This window comes from Bacillus sp. UNC438CL73TsuS30 (assembly GCF_000482325.1).
GTDB lineage: Bacteria > Bacillota > Bacilli > Bacillales > Cytobacillaceae > Neobacillus.
Genome location: NZ_KI535295.1, coordinates 1532723 through 1553388, shown reverse-complemented (window position 1 = coordinate 1553388; position 20666 = coordinate 1532723). Strand labels below are relative to the sequence as shown.

Below are 20666 nucleotides of genomic sequence, written 5' to 3'. Positions count from 1 at the left end.
TAATCAAATACTTCCCTCCCATAAAGTTATTAAAATTACCATATAAGATGATTATTAGTTCTGATTAATGATAAAAGGTAGATTTACTCTTACAATGAGACCTGAGGGTTCCCGATTTTCCACGGATAATCCAAATTCGTCCCCAAATGCAAGTTTTATTCTGCTGTTTACATTTGAAATCCCTACACCCGTATTAGTATCAGATTTTTCTCTATCATTTTTATGAATTACGTTTTCTTTAAAACTTTTATTCAATCTTTCCCTTGCATCTTCTTCCATTCCCACACCGTTGTCCTCAACAAATATTCTTATTTGTTGATTATCCCTGCAGGCTTTAATCTTTATTACTCCCCCTTCGGTCAAGTCTTCGAGTCCATGATCAAAGCAGTTTTCTATTATAGGTTGAAGGACAAATTTTATGATCTTACAGTTCAAAATATCTTTGTCAATTTCAATTTCCTTTTCAATCATACCTTCAAATCTAATAAGTTGAACATTTAGATAGTTTTCAACATGTTGTATCTCATCACCCAACGTAACATACTTCCCATTACTCACCGTATTATAGCGAAACATGCTGGATAATGACCTGCTTAATTCAGAAATAAGTGGAACATTGTTAATATATGCTATCGAATTTATGGTTTCTAGTGTATTATGCAGAAAGTGTGGATTAATTTGAGATTGTAAAGCAAGTAATTTCGCTTCATTGTTCATTAGTTTGTTTTGGTATTCCATTTCAGTATACCGATGTACAATTCTGTTAAAACTTAATCCGATCTCCCACAGTTCGTCTTTAATCCTAATTTTTCGATCATCTATGATTCTAATTTCGCCATTTTCAATATCTTTCAACTTTTTCTTTAGAGTTGCCGTAGATTTATTTAACCGTGAGGATACAAAATAGATTATAAAAACCAAAATAAAAATACTAGTAATGGTGATGGTAGTCATTAATGTTTTTATGTAGGAAATTTGTTTAAAAATCTCAGCTGTAGGGCTTAGTATAATTAAATACCAACCCAGTATAGGATTATATGAAAAACTTAATTCTCTTTTTACGTTAAGATAATTAACAGTAAAATAGCCATCCGATTTAGAAGTTTTAAAAATAGGAGTTTCAAGTTTTTTACTTGCCATGTGTTTATTAGTAGTAAAAATTAAGTTCTGGTCACCGTCTACTATTAACAACTCACTCCCTTCCCCCCAAATAGAATTAGACAATGAATAATAAATTATTTTTTGCATTTCATCATTTGCTTTTATTGTAATTCCTGTACTTTTTATTAGTGAAAGTGTGTTATTAGATTGTTTTAAGATATCTAAATTGCTTTCCAAAATATTTTTTTGTAATTGTGAATAAAGCAAATTGTAAAGCAAAAAATTTATAAGGATGATAGGGATAATCGTAAGAAGTAGATAGAATGTGAAATATTTGTATTTATTGGAAATATACATGTAACACCTACTACCTAATTTTAATTATGGATAATTCTTATAACACATGAGGAAACCTTAGTATGCGGATTAATAGTTTTGTAGATACACCTTTAAATAGCAATTTATTATTAATAATATCATAGTTTTTAATAAATTTTAATAATTATTAGTATTCTGTGAATAACACTGACAAATAATTACTCAACTTTTGCAGAGCCGTTATTTCATCTCCATAACATTACTTCTAATCATAGATATTGAAACTCACTGTTCTGAGAAGTGAAATTCGAATAATATTTCCAACATCATATATATATGCCTTTTAAAACAATTGGATTTTTTCGTTCAGATTTTGTACCATGTCTAGCAAAAATGATTTTGTCATTAGATTTAACTTCAATAACTGTAGAAATCCATTTATTAAACTTGAAATTTGTGCCTGACTCCCAGTATGTTAACGCTTTAGTCCATCGGGGGTCAGGCACTAGAATTCTATATATAAAATTAATTATTCGTGAGATTTGTATTTAAAATATAAGCCTTTCTAAATTTCTACACTCTCCCTATATTTCTAATTTTAAATCTCTTTTATCTGTTAAAATGCTAAAATATTTATTTTATATTTTCAATTCTCCCCAATAGCCTTCTTCTTTCCGTTGAATTTTGATCAAGATATTTCGTAAACTCCGATTCCCCCGAATAAGACAAACAAAGATACTCCTTCGCCCTCGTCATCCCTATGTATAACAACGATACTTCCCTCTCTTTATCCTCTTCCAATGGAAATGGCATCGAATCAACGTTCACGATAAATACAGCCCGGAAATCCAATCCTTTACTGCTGTCGATGGTACTGATTTTGATTTTGCCATCCTCCTTCTCAAAGGATCGCTTCGATACATCATTTTCAGTTATCCAATAAAACGGGAGTCCGTATTCGGTTAATGAACGTTTAATGATATCAATGATGGGGAATTTATGCGTCCGTTTCACTCGATAAAGGATCAGCATCTCTTCATATGGTACCTTTTTCTCTTCATGCAGCTTCTTAATTTGTCTCGAAACTAATCTCATTTCATCAAAGAAGTTGGCGGCCTTTAAAATTCCAGGATCCGGACCTTTTCTCTTTGTGCTTTGCGGGGCAATAATCTCTCCTTCCAGCTCACGGTTCACCACTTTATTTTTAAACACGGAATGTTCGCGGTAAAAATCCCATGCGAACTTAACAATTTGCTGTGTATTTCGATAATTAATCGATAAAACTTTCGATCTGCCTTGGAAACTTAAACCGGTATCCTGCACATAAGACCTTTTTCGATTGTAAATGGTCTGAGCACGATCTTCTACTAGCAAAAGAGATTGAGTTTCAGTATTTAACAGCAAGCTAACTAGACGCAGCCAATCCGTCTCAAAGTCCTGACCCTCATCAATAAGAATCGCATCATAGTTTGGTAGAATGGCTTCATTCTTCTCAATTTTTTCAATGATATCAGGCAGCTGCTGCTCTCGAATTTTTAAATCATTTTTTAACCAAGCATGGAAATTCCGAACGATAATGTTTTGATTTTGAACACTTTTTCGATTCGGATCAAAATCGAATAAATCCTCGGGCTCATTCAGCATATGATGGATCATTTGTTGGATCGCATTCGCCAGTGAAATGTTATAACAAAGAATAAGAATCTTCCAATCCGGGTTCTGTTTGGACAACATCTTCGCCCGACTGGCTAAGATAATCGTCTTGCCGCTCCCTGCTACCCCGCGAATCAAACGATTTTTATCACCAATTTGTTTCGCAAGATTTTCCTGATGTAAATCCATCGTTTTAATATCATGTAACGAAAGTAATAGCTGGTCCTGATAAGGTACAGGCGGTTTAAATTCGGCGCTTATCCTTACTTCCGGAAATAAATGATAACGAATGGCATTGATATCTTCAGTTGAAAGTGGTTCCCTTAGCCGAAATGGAACGACAAACATATTCAAAATCTTTTCCATTAAGACTTCTTCAGAAAACTCCTCTTTATCTGGATCGATTTCACCGCGTGTCAAACAGAGATGAGGTTCAATGACGGAATATAGTCCCTCCTGAACAAAATCCTTTGCATTCATTCTCGTAAATACGACTCCATGGCCGTATGGGAATTTTAATTGAAACATATATTTCCCATCTAATTGGACTAGATTTTTATCTTTCTTTAGGACATCGACAACATGAAACATATTATCTCTTGCCTGCTTCATCGGACTTTTAATCACCGCCTGATCTCCAGAGGTGGTCACGATATGCCATTCATCATGATTGATTTGAAAAAGTGTTTTTTTCGTGTAATCTTTCACTTCCAACACGACAAGTCCAAGATCCGGTCCAATAATGACAAAATCAGGTCTTTTCCCCTGAATTTCCGGTTCGAAGTAGACAATATAGTCATCAGGCAGATAGGTTTTGAGAGTTCGAAAAAATAACCGCTCACCGGTGGTTGCAGTCGATCTGATTGTTTCAGGTATGGTAATTGCCATAAAAACCGCTCCAAAATTTGCATTTTTCTCCATTATACTACAAATAGTGCAAACGGACTAAATATCCCGCTAAAATATAACAATTTTCTCCTATAATAAACAAAATTCTACCAAAAGTATTGTATTTTTATCCTATTCTTTTAATAATAGAATGAAAGAACCATTAACCATACATAGAAAATGTTGAGAACGGATAGAAAGTGAAGTGGAGAAATTGTTGAAAGGAATCCTGGATAAATTATTTAGTCCAGCCCCAAAGATAACAAAACATGAAGTCAAGTCCATTAGTCATGCAGAGGTGGAGGCACTGGTGGAGGCGAAGTTTAGAGAGCATGCCGCGACGATTGAGAAGACTGTTACGCAACAAGTTACTGCAAACCAATCCCCGATTGACAAAGAGGATTACTCTTTAACGCCGAAACAAATTGAGTTTGCTCTATCTCTAATAGAGAAGACACGTGAATATGAATTGGCAGCAGATGCAGCAAAGTTGACAGTGAAGGATTTAAATAAGTTAATTGCTTTTAATCGATATAAGAATAAGGGGATCCTTGTGAATCTGGTTAAAAAAGGGGTTTTGAGAAATAAAAAATTATTTTAGTTCCTTTAAATATTATTTGAGGTGTTGAATTGCATGAATAATGGTCTTGACAAATTACAAGAATCAAAAAATATCATATCCAAAATAGCAAACGGATTGGACCCTATTAACAACATTCCTATACATAATGATAGCTTTTTAAATGATCCCAAGATCATTCGGTCTTTATTTTTTCTAATTAATTATATTGAGTCTGAGATAACTAAAAACGAATCACCCACCTCAACCCGTAAAAAATCATTTAAAATCACCCAGGAACAGAAATCAAAGGTTATTTTTCCAGAAGGAAAAATTGGAGTAAACGATTTGGCTAAAGCAATAAATGATGTAATTGATACACGTGTAATGAAAAGGATCAATGGGTCTATGATTAATAAACAGTTAAAAAAGATGGGGATTTTAAGCGAAATCAAAAACGATAATGGAAATACAAGAACGATAACGAATGGTAAATCCGAAGGGTATGGAATCGTTACTGGAATTCGATTTTTTGAAAACAGACAATATGAACAGGTATTATTTAATGACATGGGAAAAGAATTCCTTTTAAAGAATTTAGAGAAGATTTTGGAATTTAAGTGATCCTATAATAACATCAAGTTTTATAGTCAAATTAAATTTTAGACCTGCAAATTCATAATGAATTACAGGTCTTTAATTCTAAACTAAAAATAGTAGTGAAATAAAAATTCAATAAAACTACCTGAGGAAATATATATTGATAGAAATCCAAATAAAATGTTTAATACCACTTTCGGGTAATATTATATTTATGAAAAATTTTACTTTTTATAGAATAAATGAGAGAAAAAAATAGTATTCAAAAGTGTATTAATTAATAAATTTAGTTAACTCTTCGACTAAGGCATAAACCTTAGTCGAAGGGTTAGCATTTTCCGGATTCAAATGCTGATTCATTGCATTAACTTTTTTTGCGTTTTTTATTGCAAAATCTTCATTTCCTATGCTGTTTATAATTTCATATATACCTTCTATATTCTTTTCATAAGGTATATCTAATTTTTGATTAAAAATGCTATTTAATATTTCGATATATTGCTCTCGATTAAAGGCAGAATCATAATAATGGAAATGAAGTAAATACCACAATTCAAAAGCTTCATTCGAATAAGCCACTTGTATTCCAGCTTTAGTTGCTTTTTCTATTGCAATATCAAAATTCCCAGTAGGAAATGAATCTCGATCAAATACACACCATACTTGAGTATAATCGGGAATAGCTCTATTCATCAGCCTAATAGTATGGTCAACTAAACTAATTGTATTTTTTCCAGTGCCTTCAATTTGTATATTTACAGTGTCTTTTTTTATTTCATTAATTTTATTCTTGAAATACCTAAAATAATTTGGTTCAGTTTTTTCTCCTTCGCAAACAATTAAAAAACGATCAGGTGCAATTTTTCTAGAATTTATTTTTCTTTCACGTCTTTTATGAAATAAATTATCTGTCCCCATAATTTCCCCCACCGTTAATACGCATATCAAAATCCCCAACATATGGAACTGCTCCATATTTCCCTTGAATGTAATCCTTTTCAAACGATGCGTCTACTCTCACCTTTTTATCATTTTCCATTTTATATTCTGCTAAAGAATATAAATCCGTAGATGAGTATTTATCTTTTTCTGTAAACCAAATCTGGTCTCTTCTAAAGAATCTGCTACTTAAAATATTCGTATCGTGTGTTGCAAAAATTAGTTGTCCATTTTTAGGATTTTTATCTGTGGATTGAAATAAGTTAAGAATAAAGCGAGTAATTAAAGGGTGTAATTTTGCATCCAATTCATCAATAACTAAGGTTTCTCCTTTTAATAAGGTCTCAATGATTGGACCCGACAATGCAAAAAGCTTTTTTGTACCTTCTGATTCATCTCTTTCCATATTCATTAATTCAAAATCGATCACATTACCTTCACTATCCAAAACCCCATGTTTTGTAGAAATTATTCTTTCACTTAATACTAATTCTTTTAGCTCTTTAGGCATTTTAGCAGGTAAATCTTCATCAGATAACTCAATTGTACTAATGTCTTCAATACCAATATCAGCATTTTTTAAGAATTTGACAATTTCTTGCTTATACTCCAAGTTGTCTAACATTTCAACTGTAAATCTCTTATATTGATCATGCCTAATTCCAGAAATCACATAAAACCTATCAAACCAATCCATTACTTTTTTTGCTTTCTCTCCATTGAATTGGTCTACTACTGATAAGAACAACGCATTTTTTCGCGTTTTTTTATCTAAACCTTTTCCTTCATCAAAATAAGGTCCTAAAGAAATATTTTGACCTTCTCGCTCAAAAAGTTTAGCTTCCTTAGTTTTTGGCACATAATACAACCATTCTCTGTGTACTTTTTCTGTATCAATAATAAATCCATATCTATAAGGAATTTCCTCATGAATAAAAATAATTTCAAATTCACTAGGCTTATTTAATGTATCTGAACTAAATTTAAACTCTTTTACGTTAATTTTTTCATTAGATTGTGATTCCTTTGATGAATTAAGAATAAAATTCTTCATAAAAGACATTGAGCTAAAAAGGTTACTTTTCCCACTAGCATTAGCTCCATAAATTACCGCAGTCTTTAGAAGATCTATTTTACTCAAAGAAAAAACATTGTCTTCCTCATGACCTCTGAGATTTGAAGCAACCATACTAAAGGTGACTTTGTTCTTAAACGAAAGAAAATTCCCAACAGAAAATTCTAATAACACCTTAATCACCTTCTCCTTTTTTCTATAATTTTAATTGTATCGATAAAATAAAGCAATTATTTTCGATTTTTTCTCCAATCTACCTATTATATTTATAAAATTCTACATAATATTCATTCTTAGTATTTGCTTAATTTTTCATTTTTTGTAATAAAGTGATGAGAGTGGAAAGTAAGTTTTTAAGTTCATTGCGAATCCCCCATTTATATTATTCTAATAATAGGTTCGCCATATCCTTTCGTATCCCTTCAACTACTTTTTAAATCGAATGAAATATATTGCTAGGAGTGATTTGGCATGATTGAAATTGGAATTCATTAGGGAATTTACGTTATACTTTAAGGTAATATTGCATTTATAGGGAAGTGAAAAAGTGAGTAATTACAACGTAAACAATAGTACTGTCGAATCCATAATAAGTTGGATTAAGAATAAAATGATTGCGATACCGGAAATCCAGAGGCCTTTTGTATGGGATGCAACAAAAGTTAGGGATTTAATGGATTCCCTTTATAAAAATTACCCGGTTGGATATATCATTACATGGCAAAATCCTGATACAAAGCTAAAAGATGGTTCTTTGTCGATGGGTAAAAAAATCCTAATTGACGGACAACAACGAATCACCGCTTTAACAGCAGCGATAACGGGTCAGGAGGTTGTAGATTCTAATTACAAAAAGAAGAAAATCCGAATTGCTTTTAATCCAATAGAAGAAAAGTTTGAAGTGCAAAACCCCGCAATCCTAAAAAATGTAAAGTGGATACCAGATATTTCAGATGTTTTCTCACCTGGGTTCAATTCATTCAGTTACATAAATGAATATTGTTCATTAAATTCAGAAATGGATCATAACGAAATGAATCAAGTGCTCCAAAATTTAATGCAAATAAAATATAGCAGTATCGGGATGATTGAACTTTCACATAACCTTGATATTGAAACAGTTACGGAAATATTTATAAGAATAAATTCAGCGGGTGTTGTGCTAAGCCAAGCAGACTTTGCAATGTCCAAGATCACCGTAAATGAATCCTATGAAGGTCCAGAAATCCGAAAGACCATTGATTATTTCTGTCATTTAATTAAAAATCCAGCTGATTATTCAAATATCGAAAATAATGATACTGATTTTGCCTCAACATCTAATTTTCAAAAAATCAAATGGGTAAAAGATTATCACTCTTCAATTTATGAACCGAGCTATTCTGACTTATTAAGGGTGGCGTTTACTTATAAATTCTTACGGGGAAAAATATCCAATTTAGTAAGTTTGCTTTCAGGGCGTGACTTTGAAACGCGCGAGTATAGGGAAGATATTATCGAATCTTCCTTTAAAACTTTAAAGGATGGCGTTCTTGAATTCATCAATGAAACAAATTTTAAACGATTTGTTATGATTGTGAAGTCTTCAGGAATTATCACACCCAAGCTGATTCGTTCAAAAAATGCGTTAAACTTTGCCTATACACTTTTTCTATTACTTCGTGAGAAAAATATCGACGGAAATGAAATTAATCAAATTGTTCGAAAGTGGCTTGTATTGTCCGTATTGACTGAACGGTATTCAGGATCGCCCGAAACAATGTTTGAATTTGATATCAGGAGATTTAATCTTGCCGATAAACCGATGAATTATTTAAAGAGTATTGAAGCTGGCGAACTTTCGGATGCTTATTGGAACAATATTTTGGTAACGAACTTAGATACCTCCGTTACCAGTAGTCCCTACTTCAACTTGTTTATAATGGCGCAAATTTACGATAAAGATAATGCCTTTTTATCAAAGTCAATAACAGTAAGTCATTTAATCGAAGAACGTGGGGATGTCCATCATATTTTCCCGAAAAAGTATCTTCAGAAAAATGGTATTAACAATCGTGGAAAATATAATCAAATCGCCAACTATGTTTATACAGAACAGATTGTAAACCTTTCGATAAAGGACAAAGCCCCATCCAATTATATGGAGCTTGTCGAGAAACAGTGCACTGGCGGCCAGATTGCAATAGGAGAAATTACAAACGAAGAAGAGTTAAAGTCGAACATGGGAATGAACTGTATCCCTTTATCGTTATTTAATCTCGACTACACCGATTACGAGGAATTTCTAAAGGAACGAAGACAACTTATGGCCAATAAAATTCGCCGTTTTTATGAAAAATTATGATGAATGAAGAAGAGCTGCAAAATTGGGCAGCTCTTCTTCATTAGATTATTTAGCGTTGGAAGAACTCGAAAGATAAAACTTTCTTATTCCCTAGCCTTTGCCGCTAGGCTACGCTTTCCTGGCTATGTTAAGATTTCAGTTGTAGCAGCTTTGGGTATTTTCTTGATTACTAAAAATGGATATTTTCACTTTTTCTTAGTAATGAAATCCTATTTCCCCCCATAAAGAATAGCAATAAAGTTTTATCTCGCCGGGGGGATGAAAATTGGGTAAAACATATAACCTTGATCCAGGTTATGTAACTGTTCCAGATGCAAATAAAATTGTCATACGCATTTTAAAGATTGTTAATCAGAATGATAAATCACATTACAATAAAATTTTGAATGGTGCTAAAATGGGAATGTTTGGTGGTAAAAAGCATGGCATCCGTATGTATCAAGTCAGAAAAGAAGATATTATTCAGTATGCTGAAGAATGTCTACGGGAGGAGAAATCGAAACTTTTTAATATTGATTTAGCTCCGGATTTAACAGCAATTGAAAGCAGCAAAAATCTTTCATTAATCGATCAGAAAACATCAAAACTTCTTCACCATTTTTTAACTTATTTAAAGTTTTATGAGATTATTTCAGAGGAAGTATTCCGCCAATCGGAAAATAATATCGTTTTACGTTTAAGAATTAATGAAATTTCTAAAGCATAAATTCAAATACTAAATCCCCGAATGTTAATTGATTCGGGGATTTCTTGTCTTTCTCTCAAAATGATAATGAAGGCGATATTCGCATAATTCTTTTGTCCAATTGAAGAGAATTTCCTGGTCCTCTTCGGCAACATCAAAGTTTAAAACAAATTCGTCATTATCATATGAAATTAACCCCTTAGAACTGCCACTCCATTTGGTCATCGGCATCGTAGCAATTAACTTGCTGACACCTTTTTCATCGTAATCCCATAGTTTCTGTGCACCCTTATCGGAAAAATCAATCCGTTTTCTATGCTCCTTCTCCATAAGGTAATGATGAAAAAATGGTGCAACCTCCTTTGAACTAATTGGTTGAAACCAATCTGACATTCCTCTCTCTAACATTCCGAGCAAAACAACCATTTTATAACTCTTTGCCATACCGGTCTTTTCTGCTTCAACAAGCCAGTTTTCATAATGGTTAAAAACCTCATTCTCCCGTTCTGATAATTCCTCCGCCCAATGCAAAAATCCAACATAGGAATTAAACTCCTGCCTGTATTGTGAAGAGTCAGAAGCCCCCTTCAGATGTAATTCCAAATAGGTTGGTCTTCTCCCAAGTTCCCGCTTCAAATCAAAATAATCATTCAGCAGCTTTTCTCGTCTTGGCTGTCTTTTTCGTGTCATTTCTCGAAGAAGGTCGATGACTTCTACATCCAAATCCATTTCACAAAATGCTGGCAGACTTGGCTGTATGCGCCGAACCTTTCCATCATTAGGCTGGGTATCAAATAAACTCAATTTTATATCTGCATTTCGGTAATTACCAATGAGGTCAACAATTACACAGGTCTCTTTCCCCGGATGAAGGCGAAGCCCCCGGCCAATTTGCTGTGTAAAAACCGTCAGCGATTCGGTTGGGCGAACAAATAATAATGTATCAACTGATGGGATATCGACACCTTCATTAAACAAATCAACCGTAAAAATGACATCTATGTCACCATTAGAAAGCTGTTGAATAGCCTCTTTTCTTCCAACAGCAATCTGTTGAGAGTGCAAACTAACCGTCCGATAACCATTCCGATTAAAATAATCAGATAAAAAATTAGCCTGCTTAATAGATGAGCAGAACCCTAGTGTCCGAGTCTGCTTTTTATCTTTCCAAGCATGTAGAATTTTTTGAGCTAATTCCTCTTTTAATTGAGCTTGGAGTAATTCTTCCTCATCATACCGATTTCCCAGCCAGGTAATTTGACTATAATCCGTATCATCATACACACCAAAATATTTAAACGGAGATAACCATTTTCGCTGAATCGCCTCTAAAAAATCGAGTCGAAAAGCAACGTTGCCATCACAAATAGCGTAAACATCCTTATTATCATTTCGGTCTGGGGTAGCCGTTATACCGAGCAAAAAGCTTGGTTGGAAATATTCTAGGGCCCTTTTATAAGAATCTGCTGCAGCATGATGAAATTCATCCACAATAATAAGATCAAACTCATCCGGACGAAATTGCTCAAGATGTACCCTCATGCTTAGAGTATAAATAGAAGCAAAGATGATATCCGCTTGCCCTTCTTTTTCTTTACCGTTGTATATACCAAAGCTTTTATCCGGCATAATTCTTTGAAATGAATCTCTAGCTTGGTGTAATATTTCTTCCCGATGAGCAACAAAAAGAATCCGGTCAAAGTTTTTAGCAAAAAAGCCTGCCAAATAGGTTTTTCCTAAACCTGTTGCCATTACAACAAGTGCACTATTGTAATCTTCTTCTAGCGTTTTATTTAATTCCTCTAAGGCTTCCGATTGGGCAAAGCGTGGTTGGATTTCGCCGTATTTAATTGTTGTTTCTTTTATCATTTCTTTTAAGGGAGGTTCATCCATTTGTCTAGGCAGCATTAAATCCAATTCTTCCATTTGAGACCATGCCCTTGCTAAATTAGGGTTTTTCTTATGATACTCTTCGAATTTCTCTTGGTAGTCCTTCAATGTCACCTGATTTAAGGAGGTTGTTTGACCCGCATAGAAGGCATTTAGAAAATGGTCAAGCGCCTCAGCAAAAACTCGTTGATCATTGCTGACGGAAAGATTCCATTCAACACCCTGATTAAGTGCAGATCTTGATAAATTGGATGAGCCAATAAATAGGCATTCCTGCTCCTTGTCTTGAAATAGATAAGCCTTTGGGTGAAACGATATACCGTTACTCTTCCATAGACGAATTTGAATTCGATCATCAATAGCGAGAAGTGCATCTAACCCTTCAGGTTGAGTTACGTATAAATAATCACCTGTACATATTTTTATATCTGCACCTCTTATTGCTGCAGCCTTGAGCGCATTCTTTAAGAAGTCCACACCTGACTTCATAACAAAGGAGGTTAAAATACAAATTGAAGAAGCTTTTTCTATTTGAACTAACAGATGTTTTCCTAATTCTTTGGTGATTAATTCAACCTTACTCATCTTCAACCTCAATTAAGAAGATTTTTTCTTTAAATCCGCCTCTTTTTTCTGCCTTCTTTTGACGGACCTCCTCTACTTTCTCAATAGAAGCTCCGTGGTACTCAGCTAGAGAATGGATAATTTCCAAAAGGTCGGCTAGTTCTTCTATGGCATCCTCATTGTTATTGGTATTCATGTATTCTTCAAGTTCTTCGAAGCTTTTCTTGCGAAGTTCTGTTATGTATTCATCGTTATTTAATGTTTTAGTAGAAAAAGTTTTACCTGTATTATCAATGATTTCTGGAATTCTGTCTCGAACAAGTTTATTGTATGTTGGCATTTTACTGCTACCTCCAAGATCTATGTACTTTAATTATAACTAAGGAGGGCTTTGATTTCTAAATAAATTTATACTAAAACTGAATTGTCCTTTTTATTAACAACGGATTTTAATATTTTAAGAATAAAGATTGTTGGGAAAATAAGTATAAAAAAAGCCCAGGAGATAACATGTTCTCGAGGGCAGGGCCTTTTACAACAAAATCGGTATGATTAAATGAGATTATAATCTAGGGTTACATATTAATATAAACAGTTGTCGGGATTTAGTAGAATCCACCCCACCCTGGAACACAGGTCTCAAGCAGTTTTGAAGACTTTTGACATGGCATTTGTATTATCTGAAATGAGCCAAAAAGATTTTGAGGCGTACATAGAAGCTTGCATACATGGTCGAGAAAGTACAACTTTTTTTATAGGACTATTCATACAATAAAAGGTCGTTAATAAAATAAAACAAAAGCATACACGTGATGGACACTCAAATGTTCCGCCTGGTTATAATGTTCCATTTTACCGTCCCTACTCAAAACAAAGCCATCATCGGATGGGCTTTATTCTCAACACGAAGCATTTATCCGTCTAAGTCTCGTTCACGGTACAGAAGTAGTTTATGCTTGTCCTATGCTGTTTAATTCAAGTGACGTACTATTCAAACCAGACTTAAGCAAGTTACAGATTGTTGAAGTAAATACAAAAGTAAGGAAATATTACGGACAGTGGGTCAAAGAAGGAACGCATATGGATAAGCATTACATTGTATTTCAAAATATTAATGGCTCAAACCAAAAATGGTGTAGCAGCGAACCAATGGATGGAGAGGCAAAAAATTTTACTAATTGGATTTCCCAAAATAGATTTAACATACTGTCTCCTTTAGAAGTTCAGAATACTGTTAATAATACTAAAAACATTTTAAGTAACACAGTGGTGGAAAAACCTACCCTTTATTTATTTGAATTTGAAAAACCTTCAGATTCAAAAACTATTATGGGTACGGAGCAAATATCTATAAAAGATGGCCCATTAGATTTAAATTTAGCCAATTCAAAATAATAGTAAAGCCCCCGCGTCCTTTTAAAGGGTGAAAGAGTGCATAAAAAAACCTTTAATCAGAAATGTTAATACAAAGGATTAAAGGGGTTAATCTATAGTGGTTTAATTGATAGCCAGGTCAAATAAACTAATTACCACTGCTTATTCATATATTTTATGCAGGCAAGTCAATACTTCGCTTTTCACAACCGTGGCGAAGATTTACATTTATGATACCTTTCGTGAATTCTTTGTTTGCTGAAAAAGGTCTATTCCTCTCTTCCCCCTGTACAATCTTGTCATAACAGTTTTATAGGGTACATCATAAATTTCAGCCCATTCAATTAATGGCTTTGTCACCCCATTTATATTTGCGTATTTAGTATCCCGTTTGTTCCTGCATTGCTCACGCGGCTCTATCCATTTACAATTACTAGGTTCATAATTTCCATTTACATCAATACGTTTCAGGCTTAGCCCTTCTTGATAACCATTAGACATTGCCCAATCATAAAAAGCCATAAAATCATTAAGCCAAGAATTGCATACCCATATCCCACGACCCCCATAATTATGATAATTTGAAGCATTTAGGTTAGTACATCTATCTATAACTTTTCTCCATAATCCATGTATCCGTGTTTTTGATAGGCCATGTTTATATAATCCCATTATGCCAGACCTCCGTAGAAATGGTTTAAAGAAAAATTACCAGTTCAATAAAAAAGGTCAAGTAATTTTTGTAGTTATTATTTGTTAAAAGGTTAATCAGTGTCCAAAATTCTTTATAGTATTTTCGCTTCTTTTTTAATGACTTCTTCCTCCCAGATGCGGAGGCGGATAACTTATGGAAACAAAGTGCTCAAATACAAAAAAAGCCCTTCAACCATTGGTATTAATACTTCATGGTTAAAAGGCTTTTTTATTTAAGTTGCCGAATGTGTAATGAGCGGAAAAAGGCGATAAAATATATCCATATTTCAATGTGTGAATCATGATTTTTTGAATAACTAAACCAATCAATACACCATTCTGAGGAGAGAATCGAACTCCCGACCGTACGCTTAGAAGGCGTATGCTCTATCCTGCTGAGCTACTGGGACATACCGCTATTTTTCTTCCGTACAGTATAACGGTCACTTTTCGAACTTAGACCGATTGACTTATTTTCTATTATAATGTAAGCCCGTATTCAAACAACGCATATAAAACAGCAGCATCTCCTGGTACGATCAAGGTATCAATTTAAGGAGGTACTTTTCATATGCCGCAACAAAAACTAACCATCGTCCCCGTTACATTACAAACCGATAGCGAAAAAATTTCCGCATCAAATCCAGCAGTGGTCTCCTCAAATCCTACTTGCACAATCAAAGCCGGCAATACTGAAATTACCTTTTTCAACGGCGTAGATGAGCACATCATCCAAACCGTTATGAGGGAGTTGAAAGATCGGTGAAACACGATTTTACAAGTGTGAAGAATATTTATATCATTTGTGGTAAAACGGACATGAGAAAAGGAATTGATGGCCTGGCCACACTGATCCAAGATTCTTTCGAACTTGATCCATATGGAGATTCTATTTTCTTATTTTCTGGATGGAGTAAAGATCGTTATAAATGTTTATATTTCGACGGTGATGGCTTCGCCATGCTTTATAAACGTTTGGATAACGGCAAACTCCAATGGCCAAAAGATGAAAATGAAGTCCGCAATCTTTCACAACAGGAGCTTCGCTGGCTCCTCGAAGGATTATCAATCCAGCAGCCAAAGGCGATTCTGCCATCAACAAAAGGTGTTTTTTAAATTCGTTGAAGTCCATTATTTTACCTTTATTCCACTCTTCGAACTCGTTATAATAAGAAGAGTGAATCCGAACAAAGAGTGGTGAATGATGTGACGAACGTTTCTTCTACAAGTGAAAATCAATTTGATAGATTAATTAGATTGCTTGAAGAGCAATTGGCTCATTCAAATCAACAAAACCAGGAACTATCAAAAAAATTGGATAAATCTTTGAAACAGAACGAAGCGTTAACCGAGCAAGTTCGCCAATTAACAAAGCTTTTATATGGATCAAAAACCGAAAAATCAAAATACAATACACCAGATGGGCAAGTATCACTATTTGAAGATGACCCGTCTTTTAATGAACCTGAGCACACAGGAGAACAAAGCCAACAGACAATTTCTTATACAGTTGTACGAAAAGTTCAAAAGAAGAAAAAATGATTCCATGCATGATGGTATTGAGGTAGAAGCAGTTCACCATCATCCGGAAAATACGTTTTGTGACTGTTGCCAAGGGGAAATGATTGAAATTGGCAGTACAATCGTGCGCGAAGAAGCAGAATTTATTCCTGCTAGAATGAAGAAAGTTCAACACATTGAACACGCGTATGAGTGTAAAAATTGCAAAGGCGATGCCTTTCAAAAGGCTCAAATAAAACGTGGTAAAGCGGCACAGTCTCCTATTCAACGCAGCATCGCAGGCCCTAGCGTACTTGCCAAAGTCATCTATGATAAATTTGTACAATACTTACCCCTTTACCGTCAGGTAAAGGAATGGGATCGTTATGGCCTCAATACCAATGATAAGAACCTTTTGAATTGGGTCATTCGTGCATCACACGATTGGTTATTACCTATTTACCTACGAATGAAAGATTTGATGATGGATAAATCTCTTTTACATATTGATGAAACATATGGACAAATCCTCTACCGATCCGATGGGAAATCTGGTCAAACAAATGCCTACAATTGGGTGGCGCGAAGTGTGCCATGCCAAGGACCACCCATGACTCTCTTTCATAGCGCATTATCACGAGCTCGATCTGTCCTTGAAAGTTTCATAGAAGGCTTTTCTGGCACGATTGTTTGCGACGGTTATTCTGCCTATGATAAATTGGAGGGCATTACCTTCGCAAATTGTTGGGCGCATGTTCGTCGTTATTGGCTGAAAGCGGACAGTAAAAATGGTCGAATTGGTGTGAGCTATTGTGACGATTTATATCGACTCGAAAGGGAATTTAAACATTTGTCTCCGAGTAAGCGAAGAAAAAAACGCCAAAAATACTCGAAGCCAATTGTAGATAAATTCTTTGAATGGGTTGAAAAGTCACCATTCTACGGGAAAAATGCGCTAGCGAAAGCAGCTGAATACACATTGAACAGAACAAACGGTCTCAAAGCATTCCTCAATGACGGGCGCATTGAAATTGATAATAATCCGGCCGAAAACGCAATCCGTCCTAACGTTCTGGGTAGAAAAAATTGGCTCTTTAGTGTTAGTGAAGCCGGCGCAAAAGCGAATGCCATTTGTTTGAGTATCGCAGAAACGGCCAAAAGTAACGGCGTTGATTTCTATGAATATTTAAAGAAACTTTTGACGGATCTACCGAATCTCGAAATCCAGCAAAACCCTGAAATATTAGATCAGTACATGCCCTGGTCAAAAATGATTAAGGTAGAATGTAGCAAATAACTAAAATAAGCTGTAAATTCGATTGAAAAAATTAGGATTTACGGCTATTTGTGATGCGTACCTGAAGGTACGCTTATTTTTTTATAATTCGGGCTTACATTATAATTACTTATACTTCATAATTCAATAAGATAATAGCTAAAATAATCCTAGTTCAGTATCCTTTTATAGGTGAAATAAAAAAAAGACATCCTACCGATAACGGATGTCAACTTAAAACTATTTCATTTGTTCCTTCAGCACTTCTTTTAATAATTCAATCGCACTTTCTTCACTTGGGTCATTAGTTCCAAGTTCCCCTCGGAATGCTTGTGAAAGGATAGATTGTTTTAATGCTCCTACATAATCATCTAAATCTAATATTTTTTTAGTTACTTCTTCCTTAGCAAGTAAAACTTTTAACTTTTTAACAATTTCTTTCTGTTCTTCAACTGGTGGTAAAGGAATAATTGTTGTTGCTAGTTCTTCTGTGTTAATATTGTTTATTCCAGCTGATGACTTAGATTTCGAAAAAAATTGTTCCTTCACCCTATCTGATTTTAAAAGCCACAATATAAATTCAGGCACAACTAGCACAGGACGTAGTCTTATTAAGTATGATGCAAATGCATACTTTTCTTCGCTTTTTTGCACAATAGAACATTTTCCAACTAAATCCCTACTCCCATTAGACCTTACAATTAGTATGTCCCCCTCTAACACTGAAGAACTAAAATCAATGATGTTCTCTTTTAGATATTTTAAATCATCGGTATCAATGAATTCTTCTTCTATATTAGGTATTCTAATTACTGGTGTACCTTTGAAATCATAGTCACTCTTCTCCGAAGTCCCATATTTAAAATCATAAATTACATCTCCTAATGTACAATAACCCCAATTATTAGGTAATGATATTGCATCCTCTTGATTAAATTTATTATCATATTTTTTTTGACGTGCTGGCTTTTTACTTCCTTCTTTTTTGGCTTTATCTAACAATCCTAAATAGATGTTTTCTTTTTCAATTCTTATTTTTTCTAACAGTTCATCAAAAGTTTGTTCAGTAGAAATTTCTTTTCTCCACTTCCTCGTTAACTCCCCGCTAAATGCCTTATCTAAAATAGCTGATCGACGAAGTTCAGACGTTTCTTTCGCTTCCTCAATCAATTGCTTTGCTTCTTCAACTTTACCTAGAAGATGCTTTACTTTTTCTGCTATACGGACTTGCTCATTAATTGAAGGTAAAGGAAAAGGTAAAGTTTCTAATTTTTTCTTCGTGATATGAGTTAATCCTGCTCCTCCATGTGCATTTTTGTGAATATCATCAATTCTCGATTGAATGCAAAAATGAAAATACATTTTTAAAACCAATTCATTAATAAAAACTTTATAAATATGCTGGTTAAGTATACCTGTTTCTCCTTCATATATTCTGCTTCCAAATGACGTTCCAATATTTCCAGACCATGCAAACAATAAGTCTCCGTTTTTCACAAGGTATTTTTCATCGTAATCACCTTGATAATAATTGAAATTACGATAATTAGGGTTCTTACTATTAAGGTTTTGTATTCTGATAATCGGTAAACCTGAATCAGTCCATTGGGATGGTTTAAAAGCTATGCCATTTAAAAAATCAGCTACTGCTCCTAACCGTAGCCACACCCAGTTCTCTGGCACTTCATATGGCTGTTCATCTTTTGGTATTAATGCTTCTTTCAATAATTCATCAATTTTTTCCTTTTTGCTCATTTTGTTACCACCTCATCTTCCTCAACAGCACGTAATTCTTCAACTACTTCAGTTAATAAATCCATAGCCTGTTGCAGTTTCTCAATTGCCTCTTTTGCGGATTCAATTGGGTCTGGTAGGTTTTCGTATGAGGATAATGATTCATCAGCAATCAATCCAATATCTAAACTATCATCTTTTTTAGCAATTTCTTCTCGTGTAAACATATTCCAGCGTTCGTCTTCAATTTTCGAACGGTCTTCTGCCACGTACGCTTTCATGAAGTTTTCAAAATGAGCCATTGTTAACTGATTCCGTTTACCAAACGAAGACATATTTGTACGAAGGTCATATACCCAAACGTCTTTCGTGTTATCTTGGTCTGTTGTTTCTCTTGTGAAGAATAAGACATTTGTTTTTACACCTTGTGCATAGAATATACCTGTTGGTAAACGTAAAATGGTGTGTAAATTACATTTATTCATTAGGTCACGACGAATTTTCGAACCAATACCACTTTCAAACAACACATTATCGGGCAACACAACCGCTGCCCTTGCATTTCCATCATCTTTTAAAGCGTTATAAATCAATTGCAAGAAATTCAACTGCTTATTCGATGTTTCAAATGTTAAATCATCACGGGATACACGTTCCCCGCCCTTTTTTGTACCAAACGGCGGGTTTGTTAAGATAACATCAAAGTTCTTCATCCATTTTCCATTCCCAGACAAAGAATCCCCTTGTTCCAACCGTCCTTCCATGTTATGAAGCAAAGCATTCATTAACGCAAGGCGATGTGTGTCTTTTACAAGTTCCATTCCTGTAAAGGCTTCTTTCTTTTGAAACTTGGCTTCTTGCGGGTCGAGGTCAAAATAGTCATCTGTTTTATTTTTTAAATATTGGTCTGCCGCAATCATAAAACCCAATGTTCCACAAGCAGGGTCATTACATCGTTCTCCAACTTTTGGGTCAATAAGCTGTACCATCACATCAATCAATACTCTTGGTGTGAAATATTGTCCCGCTCCCGATTTCTTTTCACTTGCATTTTTCTCTAATAGACCTTCATAAAGATTCCCAAGTCCCTCTTCTTTTGCATTGTACCAATCAAGTGCATCAATTGATTTAATAATTTTCTCTAAGTTTTTCGGCTCAGCTATACTTGTAGAAGCATCACTATAGATAAGACGTAACTGCTCATTTTCGCTACTTCCTAAATCAAGTAATAATCGCTGGTAATATGTCTTTAACTCCAAGCCTTCCCGTTCCAATAAGTCACTCCAACGATACCCTTCAGGAATAACATCCTCTGTCTCTTGTTCTTTCATCATTTTAAGAAATAATAAATATGTCAACTCTGTAACATATTGCTGATAGGTAATCCCATCATCACGCAACACATTACACAAATTCCATAACTTTTGAACGATTTCTTGATTGTTCATTTTTCAACCTCCCGCTAACTCAGCC

At 34.4% G+C, this 20666-nt stretch carries 16 protein-coding genes and 1 pseudogene; 8 read left to right on the top strand and 9 right to left on the bottom strand.

What is annotated here, in order from left to right:
• Positions 1-54: 54 nt before the first annotated feature.
• Together M028_RS0121690 and M028_RS0121685 are read right to left on the bottom strand one after the other, a co-directional pair.
• Positions 55-1458, bottom strand: a complete 1404-nt coding sequence (locus M028_RS0121690; RefSeq protein ID WP_026575711.1) for a sensor histidine kinase — start codon at positions 1456-1458, stop codon at positions 55-57.
• A gap of 594 nt (positions 1459-2052) precedes the next feature.
• Positions 2053-3960: a 3'-5' exonuclease gene (locus M028_RS0121685; RefSeq protein WP_026575710.1), complete on the bottom strand. Its 1908-nt coding sequence runs from the start codon at positions 3958-3960 to the stop codon at positions 2053-2055.
• A 217-nt stretch (positions 3961-4177) separates the two neighbouring features.
• Between M028_RS0121685 and M028_RS0121680 the strand changes: the two genes are divergently transcribed.
• Positions 4178-4561 carry an ABC transporter ATP-binding protein gene (locus tag M028_RS0121680; protein ID WP_231510857.1) on the top strand — a complete coding sequence of 128 codons (384 nt, stop codon included), beginning with the start codon at positions 4178-4180 and terminating at the stop codon, positions 4559-4561.
• 33 nt (positions 4562-4594) lie between these two features.
• Positions 4595-5143: a hypothetical protein gene (locus M028_RS0121675; protein ID WP_026575708.1), complete on the top strand. Its 549-nt coding sequence runs from the start codon at positions 4595-4597 to the stop codon at positions 5141-5143.
• A 249-nt stretch (positions 5144-5392) separates the two neighbouring features.
• Here the strand turns inward: M028_RS0121675 and M028_RS0121670 are convergent, their stop codons facing one another.
• Positions 5393-6037: an RloB family protein gene (locus M028_RS0121670; protein WP_026575707.1), complete on the bottom strand. Its 645-nt coding sequence runs from the start codon at positions 6035-6037 to the stop codon at positions 5393-5395.
• Positions 6024-7307, bottom strand: a complete 1284-nt coding sequence (locus tag M028_RS0121665; RefSeq protein ID WP_026575706.1) for an AAA family ATPase — start codon at positions 7305-7307, stop codon at positions 6024-6026. The genes M028_RS0121670 and M028_RS0121665 overlap by 14 nt, the downstream gene beginning before the upstream one ends.
• A 373-nt stretch (positions 7308-7680) precedes the next feature.
• Here M028_RS0121665 and M028_RS0121660 point away from each other — a divergent pair, with 373 nt between their 5' ends.
• Together M028_RS0121660 and M028_RS0121655 are read left to right on the top strand one after the other, a co-directional pair.
• Positions 7681-9477, top strand: a complete 1797-nt coding sequence (locus tag M028_RS0121660) for a GmrSD restriction endonuclease domain-containing protein (protein WP_026575705.1) — start codon at positions 7681-7683, stop codon at positions 9475-9477.
• Positions 9478-9742: 265 nt separating this feature from the next.
• On the top strand, positions 9743-10183 hold the full coding sequence (locus tag M028_RS0121655; RefSeq protein ID WP_026575704.1) for a hypothetical protein: 441 nt from the start codon (positions 9743-9745) through the stop codon (positions 10181-10183).
• Between the two features lie 24 nt (positions 10184-10207).
• Here M028_RS0121655 and M028_RS0121650 read toward each other — a convergent pair whose 3' ends face one another.
• Both M028_RS0121650 and M028_RS0121645 read right to left on the bottom strand, forming a co-directional pair.
• Positions 10208-12637 carry a DEAD/DEAH box helicase family protein gene (locus M028_RS0121650; RefSeq protein ID WP_026575703.1) on the bottom strand — a complete coding sequence of 810 codons (2430 nt, stop codon included), beginning with the start codon at positions 12635-12637 and terminating at the stop codon, positions 10208-10210.
• Complete coding sequence (locus M028_RS0121645) at positions 12630-12956, bottom strand: nucleoside triphosphate pyrophosphohydrolase (protein WP_026575702.1); 327 nt, start codon at positions 12954-12956, stop codon at positions 12630-12632. The genes M028_RS0121650 and M028_RS0121645 overlap by 8 nt, the downstream gene beginning before the upstream one ends.
• A 740-nt stretch (positions 12957-13696) precedes the next feature.
• Here M028_RS0121645 and M028_RS0121640 point away from each other — a divergent pair.
• The gene (locus M028_RS0121640; RefSeq protein ID WP_026575701.1) at positions 13697-14011 is read left to right on the top strand and encodes a hypothetical protein; all 315 of its coding nucleotides are present in this window, start codon (positions 13697-13699) and stop codon (positions 14009-14011) included.
• A gap of 207 nt (positions 14012-14218) precedes the next feature.
• Here M028_RS0121640 and M028_RS30740 read toward each other — a convergent pair whose 3' ends face one another.
• Positions 14219-14662, bottom strand: a complete 444-nt coding sequence (locus M028_RS30740; RefSeq protein WP_051591150.1) for a hypothetical protein — start codon at positions 14660-14662, stop codon at positions 14219-14221.
• Positions 14663-15254: 592 nt separating this feature from the next.
• Between M028_RS30740 and M028_RS0121625 the strand changes: the two genes are divergently transcribed.
• From M028_RS0121625 to tnpC, 3 genes and pseudogenes are all read left to right on the top strand, one after another.
• The gene (locus tag M028_RS0121625; protein WP_026575700.1) at positions 15255-15449 is read left to right on the top strand and encodes a hypothetical protein; all 195 of its coding nucleotides are present in this window, start codon (positions 15255-15257) and stop codon (positions 15447-15449) included.
• Positions 15446-15799 carry an IS66 family insertion sequence element accessory protein TnpB gene (gene tnpB / locus M028_RS0121620; protein WP_026575699.1) on the top strand — a complete coding sequence of 118 codons (354 nt, stop codon included), beginning with the start codon at positions 15446-15448 and terminating at the stop codon, positions 15797-15799. Before M028_RS0121625 ends, tnpB begins: the two co-directional genes overlap by 4 nt.
• A gap of 90 nt (positions 15800-15889) precedes the next feature.
• Positions 15890-17480 (top strand): annotated as a pseudogene (gene tnpC, locus M028_RS30735) (IS66 family transposase).
• Positions 17481-17699: 219 nt separating this feature from the next.
• On the opposite strand, the gene M028_RS0121610 reads toward tnpC, so the two are convergent.
• Positions 17700-19214 (bottom strand): restriction endonuclease subunit S, encoded by a 1515-nt coding sequence (locus M028_RS0121610; protein ID WP_026575698.1) that lies wholly within the window; start codon positions 19212-19214, stop codon positions 17700-17702.
• Complete coding sequence (locus M028_RS0121605) at positions 19211-20641, bottom strand: class I SAM-dependent DNA methyltransferase (protein ID WP_026575697.1); 1431 nt, start codon at positions 20639-20641, stop codon at positions 19211-19213. Before M028_RS0121605 ends, M028_RS0121610 begins: the two co-directional genes overlap by 4 nt.
• Positions 20642-20666: the final 25 nt, after the last annotated feature.